Origin of the sequence: Bradyrhizobium sp. 142 (assembly GCF_023074015.1) — a bacterium.
GTDB lineage: Bacteria > Pseudomonadota > Alphaproteobacteria > Rhizobiales > Xanthobacteraceae > Bradyrhizobium.
Genome location: NZ_JADPKQ010000448.1, coordinates 80,655 through 90,569 on the forward strand (window position 1 = coordinate 80,655; position 9,915 = coordinate 90,569).

Annotated in this window: 6 protein-coding genes and 1 pseudogene; 5 read left to right on the forward strand and 2 right to left on the reverse strand. The window is 63.6% G+C overall.

What is annotated here, in order from left to right; genetic code table 11:
- From IVA82_RS41215 to IVA82_RS41230, 4 genes are read left to right on the forward strand one after another with little or no spacing between them, the layout of a single operon-like run.
- Entirely contained in the window at nucleotides 1-864 is an 864-nt protein-coding gene (locus IVA82_RS41215) for an efflux RND transporter periplasmic adaptor subunit (RefSeq protein ID WP_247386052.1), read from the forward strand.
- Between the two features lie 40 nt (nucleotides 865-904).
- Nucleotides 905-2,782 (forward strand): HlyD family secretion protein, encoded by a 1,878-nt coding sequence (locus IVA82_RS41220; RefSeq protein WP_247386053.1) that lies wholly within the window; start codon nucleotides 905-907, stop codon nucleotides 2,780-2,782.
- A 25-nt stretch (nucleotides 2,783-2,807) separates the two neighbouring features.
- Entirely contained in the window at nucleotides 2,808-4,955 is a 2,148-nt protein-coding gene (locus IVA82_RS41225; RefSeq protein ID WP_247386055.1) for a peptidase M50, read from the forward strand.
- The gene (locus IVA82_RS41230) at nucleotides 4,948-6,945 is read left to right on the forward strand and encodes a DEAD/DEAH box helicase (RefSeq protein ID WP_247386065.1); all 1,998 of its coding nucleotides are present in this window, start codon (nucleotides 4,948-4,950) and stop codon (nucleotides 6,943-6,945) included. The genes IVA82_RS41225 and IVA82_RS41230 overlap by 8 nt, the downstream gene beginning before the upstream one ends.
- 1,307 nt (nucleotides 6,946-8,252) lie before the next feature.
- Here IVA82_RS41230 and IVA82_RS41235 read toward each other — a convergent pair.
- Nucleotides 8,253-8,762 (reverse strand): hypothetical protein, encoded by a 510-nt coding sequence (locus IVA82_RS41235; RefSeq protein ID WP_247386056.1) that lies wholly within the window; start codon nucleotides 8,760-8,762, stop codon nucleotides 8,253-8,255.
- Nucleotides 8,763-8,914: 152 nt separating this feature from the next.
- On the opposite strand from IVA82_RS41235, the gene IVA82_RS41240 reads away from it, so the two are divergent.
- Entirely contained in the window at nucleotides 8,915-9,268 is a 354-nt protein-coding gene (locus tag IVA82_RS41240; RefSeq protein WP_247386061.1) for a hypothetical protein, read from the forward strand.
- A gap of 202 nt (nucleotides 9,269-9,470) precedes the next feature.
- On the opposite strand, the pseudogene IVA82_RS41245 reads toward IVA82_RS41240, so the two are convergent.
- Nucleotides 9,471-9,915, reverse strand: a pseudogene (locus tag IVA82_RS41245) (transposase); the annotation flags it as partial.

Here is a 9,915-nt window from a genome sequence, read left to right on the forward strand (position 1 = left end):
ATGCAGCGCCATTATCGTTCGTTGAAATTGGTCGGGTTCCTGACCATCCTGAGTATCTCCGGTGCTTCCGGTGAGGAGCGCAGGGTGGCGTCGCAGGAAAAGCTCGACTGTCTCATCGAATCCAGCGCGACCCTGAAGATAGGCGCTCCGGTTCCCGGGTTGATTCGGAATGTGCTGGTGGATCGCGGCGACGTCGTGCGCCAGGGCCAACGGCTTGCCGAACTTGAAAGCGAAGTCGAGGAGGCCGCGGTGGCCGCGGCACGCTCGCGTTCCGAAAACGACAACCCCATTAGCAGTGGCGAGGCGCGTGTCGAATTTCTGCACCGCAAGTTCAAGCGGATGGAGACGCTGCGAGCGACCAACACCGTGACCGAAGCTGCCTACGACGAGGCCAAAACCGACGAACGTGTCGCCATTCTGGCCCTCAAGGAAGCACAGCTTAACCTCGACATCGCCAAGAGCGAGTTGCGCCGCGCTGAAGGGCTGCTGCGCCAGCGGGTCATTCTCAGTCCGCTCGACGCGGTGGTCACGGAAAGGGTGCTCGGGCCGGGTGAATATCGCACCGAGCAGGCCCACATCCTGGTGCTGGCGCGGATGAATCCGCTTTACGTGGAGGTGTTTGCGCCGCTGGCGATGTTCGGTCAATTGCGGCCCGGCATGATTGCCGACGTCGAACCCGAGGCGCCTGTCGGCGGCCATTATCGGGCCGCGGTGACCGTCGTCGACACGCTGTTCGATGCGTCCAGTGGTACTTTCGGCGTGCGCCTCTCGCTGCCGAATCCGGATCTCAGCCTTCCCGGCGGCTTGCGCTGCAAGATTCGGTTCCTCGACCAGGCAGGCGCGCTTGGAGAGGCGCCGAGATGAGTGCCTGTTTGAAATGAGCGTATCATCGACGATCGACCCCATGGCGCAAGACGCCCCAGGCACCGGGGGCGCCTCTTCGACCGACGATGCGCCGCAAGCCTCGGCCGAGAATGCGCTCTGGACGGCGTTCGCGGCGTCGGAAACCACCGGCAATCTGCTGAGCGCCTGGCTGGCGCTGCAATGCGTCGAGATAGGTACAACCCGTGCCGCGGCGTTGTTGCTGCCGCGGCCCGATGGTTCGTTCGGCCCTGCCGCGGTGTGGCCGGGACCGCTCACCGACGTCACCCATCTCGCGGTGGTCGCCGAGCGCGCGCTATCCGAACGACGAGGGATCACGGCCCCTGCCCAGGCAGGTGCCGGTCCCGATGACACCGGTTTGCATATTGCCTATCCGATCGAAAGCCGCGGTGAAATCCACGGCGTCGTGGTGGTCGATGCCGCGGCGAAGCCGGGTGCCGATCTGCAGCGCATCCTCCGCCGCCTGCATTGGGGAGCGGGCTGGATCGAGGGGTTCGTCTGGCGAAACCGCACCGAGGATGTCAAACACCAGCTCGACGTCGCCGCCATTGCGCTCGAGATGCTGGCTGTCGCCGATGAGCACGATGGCATCGATGGGGCCGCCCTTGCACTGGTCAACGAACTGGCGCAGCGGTTGAACTGCGAGCGCGTGGCCTTCGGCATGCTCGTCGGCGAGACCGTGAAGCTTGGTGCGATGTCGAACGCGGCCTGGTTTCAGGAGAAGGCGGACCTGGTCGCGGCAATCGAGAACGCGATGGAGGAAGCCTACGATCAGGCGGCTTCCGTCGTGTTGCCGCCGCTGCCCGAGGCAGGTAATCAAATCGCGATCGCGCATGCGGCTCTGATGAAAGCCTGGGATGCCGGCACGGTCGCCTCCATCGTGATGCGAGCGCGGACCGGCGCAGTCGGCGTTCTAACATTCGAGCGAACAACGGGAGAACCGTTCGATGCCGCCCATCTCGATGTCTTCGAGTTGGTAGGATCGTTGGTCGGGCCGGTCCTGAAGATGAAGGCGGACTCGCGCAGGCTTTTTGCCGGACGCGTTGCGACATCGGTTCAGGATGCGGTCCGCGTCGTGATCGGGCCCAGGCATCCGGCTGCCAAGCTCGGCGCGATCGCCGCGGCCCTTGCCGTCGCGGTGGCGGTTTTCTGGCAGGGCGAGTTTCGCATCACTGCCAAATCGGTCCTTGAAGGTTCGGTGCAGCGGGCCGCGGTCTCCCCGTTTCAGGGTTTCATTCAGCAGGCGCCGGCCAAGGCTGGCGACGTCGTGGCCGCCGGCGCGGTTCTGGCCGTGCTTGACGATCGCGATTTGCGCTCGGACGTGATGAAGTGGGAGAGCGAGCGGCAAAAGAACATTCAACGCGGACGTGACGCGCTTGCCAAGCACGACCGCGCCGGCAGTCTGGTTGCGGCGGCGCAGCTTCGTCAGGCCGAGGCGGAGCTGGCGCTGGCAACCGACAAGCTGTCCCGCACCAGGATTACGGCGCCGATCGACGGCCTTATCGTATCGGGCGATCTCAGTCAGTTGGTCGGCACGCCGGTCGAGCAGGGCAAGGTGCTGTTCGAGATTGCCCCTTTGAGTTCCTACCGGGTCGTCCTTCAGGTCAGTGAGTTCGACATCGGGTACGTGTCGCGCGCGCAGCGTGGTTTGCTCTCGCTCACCGGCGCCGCCGGGGCCACGGTGCCGTTCGAAGTGGAGCGCATCACGCCGGTCTCGACGACGCAGAACGGAAGAAGTGCGTTCCGTGTCGAAGCGCTGCTCGGCGCCACCGAAGTGCAGCTCAGGCCTGGAATGGAAGGCGTCGCCAAGCTTTCGGTCGGCGAGGCTTCGCTGTTCTGGATCTGGACCCGCGGCGTCACCGACCGGCTTCGCCTGCTGGCCTGGGAGTGGACGCCGTGAGGACCACCGCGATCGAGGCGGCGCGATGAGTGAGTCGTTCTTCAGCGCGACCTGGTACCGCGCCGCGCAGCTCAAGCCGCAGCTTCATCCCCACGTCGAGGTGCATCGCCATCGCTATCGGGGCGTCACGTGGTACGTTCTGCACGATCACGCCACCGGCCGGGTCCATCGCTTCACGCCGGCGACCTACCTCTTGATCGGCAACATGAACGGCGAGCGCACGCTCGACGAGCTATGGAAGGCGGCTGCTACGCAGCTTGAGGAAAACGCCCCCTCCCAGGATGAAGTGCTGCGGCTGCTGTCGCAGCTGCACAGTGCCGACCTCATGCAATCCGGCGATGCACCGGAGACCTCCGGGCTTCTGGAGCGGCTTGAGAAACGCCGCTGGATGCGGCTGACGCGTAACTTCAAGAACCCGCTCGCGATCTCGGTCTCGCTGATTGACCCGGATCGGATGCTGAGCCGGCTGGTCGACTTGATGCGGCCGTTTGGCGCGCGTCCGTTCGCGCTGCTCTGGCTCGCGATCGTGGTGCCGGCTGCCTTCCTGCTGGCGATCCACTGGCAGGAGTGGTCGGCAAGTCTGCCGGAAAGAACTCTCGCAGCCGAGAATCTGCTGCTGCTGGCGCTGATGTTTCCGGTCGTCAAGTTCCTGCACGAGCTTGGCCACGGCGTAATCGTCAAGGCCTATGGCGGCGCAGTTCACGACGCCGGCTTGATGTTTCTCATATTCATGCCGGTGCCCTATGTCGACGCTTCCGCGTCGCTGTCGTTTCGAAGCAAATATGCCCGCGCACTGGTCGGCGCGGCCGGCATGTTGACCGAACTGGCTCTGGCGGGCATTGCGGTTCATGTCTGGTTGTTTGCCGAAACCGGCGTCGTCCGGGCAGCCGCGCTCGATGTCGTGCTGATCGCCGGGTTGTCGACCATTGTCGTAAATGGAAATCCGCTGCTGCGGTTCGATGGTTACTACATTCTGACGGACTTGCTGGAAATACCCAATCTGGGCAGCCGCTCGAACCGTTACTGGGCCACCATGATCGAACATCGTCTGTTCGGTGTGCAACCCCCGCGCACCAGCTCAGTGTTGCCGTCGGAACGGCACTGGCTTCTTCTCTACGCCCCGCTGGCCTATATCTATCGCTTCATCGTGTTTATCGGCATCGCCCTGTTCGTCTCGACCGAGTATCTGGCAATCGGTGGCGCGATTGCGGCCTGGTCGCTGTTCACTGGGTTCATCGCACCGCTCGGACGCATCGTGCGTCACCTCGTGACCAGTCCTACATTGAACGATCGGCGCGGCCGCGCCATCGGTGTGTCGGTCGCCGCATGCCTGTCGATGGCTGGGCTCATTCTGCTAGTGCCGGCGCCCCTCGTCACGGTCGGCGAGGGTGTCGTCTGGTTGCCGGAAGATGCCCAGGTCCGGGCCGGAACCAGCAGCTTCGTCGAGCGTCTCGAGATGGCTTCGGGAAGCCAGGTTCGCGGAGGCGATAAGCTATTTCAGCTCACGGAGCCGGCGCTGGCGGCGCAGATCGTTGCCCAGGCGCAGCGGGTCGCCGAAGTCGAGACGCGGCTGCGATCCGAATTTGTCAGCGATCGCCCCAAGGCCGCCGTCACGCTCCAAGAATTGGAAGCCGAGCGGTCCGAGCTGCAGCGGCTGACGGTTCGCGTCGAACGCCTCGTGGTTCGAAGTCCACGAGCCGGAATCTTCGTCGCGCTTAAACCGGAAGATTCGGCTGGTCGCTGGGTCCAGGAGGGCTCGATGCTCGGGTTCATCATGGCGGACGAGCCGCGCACGGTGCGCGTCGTCGTTCGGCAGGACGATATCGAACTGGTTCGCGGCCATCTTCGAACGGCCGATGCGAAGATCGTGGATCGGCTCGCGACGACATTCGCGGCTTCGATCATCCGCGAAGTCCCTGCCGCCGGCAATGCGCTCCCGAGCAAGGCGCTGGGCGTCAATGGCGGCGGCCGGCTTGCCAACGACCCGCGGGATGCCGACGGCAATACCGCGATGGAGCGTGTATTCCAGTTTGATATGCGGCTCTCGCCGGCCCCCGTTGATCTTTATTACGGCACCCGGATCTATCTGCAGTTCCGTCACGACTGGGAGGCGCTCGGATTTCAGTGGTATCGCCGGCTGCGGCAAGTGTTCTTGTCCCACTTCGATGCTTGATGTCTCGCTCCGCCCCTGGCTTTCGCCAGAGATCGTCACGGCGCCCGCGCCGGAGCGCGACCGCGTCGACGTCAAGTGGTGGGATAGCGCATGCTATGCTGCGGTCGAACCGCTGCAACGTGTCCTGATCCGGCGTCAGTTGCTGCAAAGCGGTCTCGTGGCCCTGGTTGAGGCTCATCAACCCGAACTCGACCGCTTGGATGATGCGGGACTGCGGGCGGCGGCTGACCGCCTGCGGCCACAGTTGGTGGCCAAGGGGTTTGCACTGGAGCTGGTCGCGCGTTCCTTCGCTTTGATTCGTGAAACCGCGGCACGCAAGATCGCGATGCGGCATCGTCCGGTTCAGCTCCTGGGCGGCTTTGCGATGATCAGCGGTCATGTCGCGGAAATGCGCACCGGTGAGGGAAAGACCATCACGGCGTTGCTGCCGGCCGCCACCGCGGCCCTCGCGGGCATGCCGGTCCACGTCGTGACGATCAACGATTATCTCGCCGAACGCGACGCCAACGAATTGCGCCCGGTCTATGAAGCACTCGGCCTTGAAGTTGGCCTGGCGGTTCATGGCCAGCCGCGCCCGGAGCGGCGGCGCGCCTATTACAGCGACGTGCTGTACGCCTGCAACAAGGAACTGGTGTTCGACTATCTTCGTGATCGCCATGCCATCGGCCGGCCGTCCGCCGCGCGTCTTCGAGCCTCGTGCCTCGGGTTGCCGGCCGACAATTCTCAAACGCTGATGCGCGGTTTGCACTTCGCGATCGTCGACGAGGCCGACAGCATCCTGATCGACGAAGCTCGCACGCCGTTGATTATCTCCCGCGAGCACGAAGCCGAGATGAGCACGGCGCTTTGCAACGCAATTTTGCAGGCTGCGCGAAAGCTGAGCCCGGTTGTCCACTATGGCGTATCCGAGGTGAGGCGCTCCGTCCGCCTGACGCCGGAGGGGCAGGCGGCATTGCCGGGTTTGCTCTCCTCGCTGGAGGGGCATTGGAAGGCCAAACGCGCGCGGGAGGAGTTGGTCCAGCAGGCTTTGGCGGCGCTTTTGCTATACCGCAGGGACCAGCACTACATCGTTGCGGATCAGAAGATCCAGATCGTCGACGAATTCACCGGCCGAACCATGCCGGACCGGCAGTGGCAGCGCGGGCTGCAGCAGCTGATCGAGGCCAAGGAGAACTGCCCCACCACCGGCCGCCGCGAGACGCTGACCCAGATCACCTATCAGCGGTTCTTTCGCCGCTATCTCGGACTATGTGGCATGACCGGTACGGGCGCCGAGGTGGCGGCCGAATTCCGCTCGGTCTATGGCCTCAGCGTCATCCCGATTGCAACCCACAAGCCTGATCTGAAGCGCGACCTTGGCGTCGCCCTATACAGCGCCAGGTCCGAGAAGTGGCGGGCGGTGGTGGAAGCCTCTCGCATACTGGTCGATCAAAACCGGTCGGTTCTGATCGGCACGCGCTCGGTCGAGGCCTCCGAGCAATTGGCCGGCTTTTTTGCGCAAGGTGGTCTGGCCCATGTCGTCCTCAATGCGCGCAACGAACCAGAAGAGGCGGAACTCGTGGCCTTGGCAGGCCAACGCGGTCGCATCACCATTGCAACCAACATGGCGGGCCGCGGCACCGACATCAAGCTTGCGCCTGACGTCGCTCTCAACGGCGGCCTGCATGTGATCCTGACGGAATACCACGAATCCGGCAGGATCGATCGGCAGCTGTTCGGCCGCTGTGGAAGGCAGGGCGACCCCGGATCGTATCAAGCGATCGTATCGCTCGAAGACAACCTGTTCGAGGTGCATGCCGGTTTTCTGACGCGCCGGTGCCTTCGCGCGCCAGGCCTGGACCAAGGGCTGCCGCCATGGCTCGGCCGCATCCTGAAGCGCGTTGCGCAAGCGAAAGCCGAACGGCTGCACGCCCGTATCCGCAACGCGACGCTGCGGGCCGATAAAGACATGGAAAGGGCGCTTGCCTTCGCGCGGCAGACCAAGGCGTGACTGAACGAGGATCGCCTTCTCGCAGCAAAGGCCTGGCGATAAGCGAGACCGCTCAAGTGGTTTTCAAGCGAAGTGGGAAACCGTCGCGTGGCCGGTTTCGTCACTTGGGCGTACTTTAGCGAGACCGCGGCGGCTCGCCTTGCGGATCATCGCAATCCCGATTCGGAGGCCAGATGGCGTAGCCCCGCCAGTCGCATGATGGATTGCGCGGCAAGTTTCTGCGCCAATTCCATGCTCTGGTCCGTCGGGCGGCATCGAGATAGATGTTGGACAATTGCTCAGTGCGGCGTAGCGTACGGCGTCCTGATCGCGCTTATTCGCTGTCAGCTTGAACGGTCTCCTCCTGCGTTAGTCTTCGACGCTCCTCGTGCTCGGTTTCGACAAGGATTTAGCGTTTGGCGCGCAGTGTTTTAGCCGCTTCCGCTTCCGTGGTCGCGCGCAGCCAACGTGTAAATGTTGTATCTGTGAGGCGGTGGATCTGGCAGTAGCGGCGCTGCGACAAACCGCGGAGTTGCCACGCCTCGACATGAGCCGACCACCGCTCGCATCTGGCTTTGTTCTGGAATGAACCGGTATGGAACGACAGTGTACTCTCGGAAAGTCGTGCAAGAACCGGACGCTTACGACGGGAAAGGAGGACGGCAAGATAAAGCGGGATTCCTCGCTGCCGGAACTTCGTTCCTAAGTTTTTGTCTGCACATTGGTTTTACGCGGCTCGTTTTGAACGGGTGAGTTGAGCCGGGGGCGCTACTGACACTTTCTTCTTTGTCTTCAACGGTCCGAGCGGCGTCGCCCGCAATGTGTGGAAAGGGCGAGACCGAAGCGCTTACGCTGATGTAAGCATTTCTGCGGTCCTTTGCGATTGTCGCATATCGGCTCTTGCGGGATGCCTCTCGACTTCCAATCGTCGTCTCATGGCACGTGACGAAGACGACTTCCGCATCCGTCCCGGTAAGGTCCATGATCGCAGTGGTGCAAGGACGAGAGCGCGCCGGATCAGCGGGATGCGACGACGCCCGGCCAGCTTCCTCGGCCAGGTCCATCAGGCCATACGCCGGGGCAGGCGGCAATCCCGACCGCCCGGGTAGGGCCGGGAAGGGTAGCGGGCGGTTCAATGCGCGTGGGCGGGGTGCTGCAACGGCGCTGACGCTCAGGGATCGGAGCGCATGGAGCCGGGACGGGAGCGGGGTGCGCACCCGGTCGCGGCGCGTGGCGGTGGAGGCTCGCGTGGTGAAGCTCAATCCGCAGCGCGGTGCCACGCGAGGGCGGCAGTTCGTGAGCGCCAAGGCGGTGGACGCGCACCTGCGCTATCTCGAACGGGATGGTGTGACGAAGGATGGCGAGAAGGCCAGGTCTATTCCGGCGACCGCGACATGGAGGATGGCCGTGCTTTCCTCGATCGGGGCCGCGATGACCGCCATCAGTTCCGCTTCATTATCTCGGCCGAAGAAGGCGTTGAACTGGTCGACCCGCGCGAGACTACCCGCGATCTGATGAAGCAGATAGAAGCGGATCTCAAAACAAAACTCGACTGGATCGCGGTCGATCACCACAACACCGGCCACCCGCACACCCACATCATCGTTCGGGGTATGACCGACGACGGCAAGACCCTCATTGCTGGCGACTATATCGCTTACGGTATTCGCGAGCCGGCCAGCGAGATCGTTACCCGGGAACTGGGCCGCCAGACCGAGCTTGAGGTGGCAAAGCAGCTTGAGCGGGAAGTGGACGCCGACCGCTTCACCCGGCTCGACCGGATGCTGATCGCCGAACAGCAGGGGAAGGAGTTTACCGACCTGCGTCCCGACCAGCACATGCGCGACACGTTCCGCCAGAACCGCGCGCTACTGATCGAGCGCGCGCGCAAGCTGGAGCGCATGGGGCTGGCCTCCGAGGTCGAAACCGGCAAATGGATTGTATCGAGCAAGACCGAATCCATGTCGACGAGAAGCGCGCTAAGATCCAGTTGCCGGCGATCGACAAGACCGACGCGGCTGGCGCGGGCCTGCGGAGTCAGGTTCGCGATCGTCTCGCCGGCAAGTCCGCGCAGGAGCTGCGCGCCCTCATCCCGAGCATGTCCCTTCTGTTCCTGCAATCGATTCTCGAGGCTCCGGAGCTGGTCGGCATCGACCCCGCAACCACCGAAGCGGTGCGCAACCACGCGATCGATCTCGTCCACCCCGGCGCCTTGGCCGAGCTGAACGCCGAGCGCGACCGCGTTCGCCTGCTGGCCAATGCCACGGCTGCGCTGGCGGAAGCGGCCCGCGATCTCGCCGAGCTGCCGAACGCGGCCGCCCTAGCATTACAGTTGTCTTTTTGATTTGACATGAGCGCGTTGAGCGGCAGCCTGATGAGCTCTGCGCCAGAAAGACCATGCGATGATGCGTGCGGGTTGAATACGCTTTCGAGCAAGTCTGATGGCAATGCGGCGGATTTCCTGGATTGACCAACGGATCAGTGGCGGCGTGGTTATGCTTTGGCTTTTGCCGGGGGGCGAGGTTTCGTTTTTTTGGCGGTGGCGGATTAGCGCGATGTTGGATCGCGGCCATCATGGCGAAGGCGAGCATCACCAAGGACACATGACGGTGCCAGCCATGCCAGGATCTGCTCTCGTTGTGATCCAGCCCGAACTCGTTTTTCGCGGTTTCAAAGCTGTCCTCGATCGCCCATCGATGGCCTTCGACCGCGACCAGCGTTTCAATTGATGTTCCCGCTGGGCACCAGGTGGTGAAGAAGGCGAGGTCATCATCGGCGATGCGACGACGGATCAGTAGACCGCGCGTCCATAAACCATCATTTGCGCTGTTGAACTGCTCGGCCTCGAGGTCGGCCAATTCGAGATAACACCAGTCGTGCAGCCGCGGTCCCTTGGTTCCGGCTCCCGCCGACAGGCGCTTCCAGTCGGACGGGCGCCGCGTCCGGGCGAGGTCCGCGGCCGTACCGGCGACCGGCGGTCGCTTGCCCCAG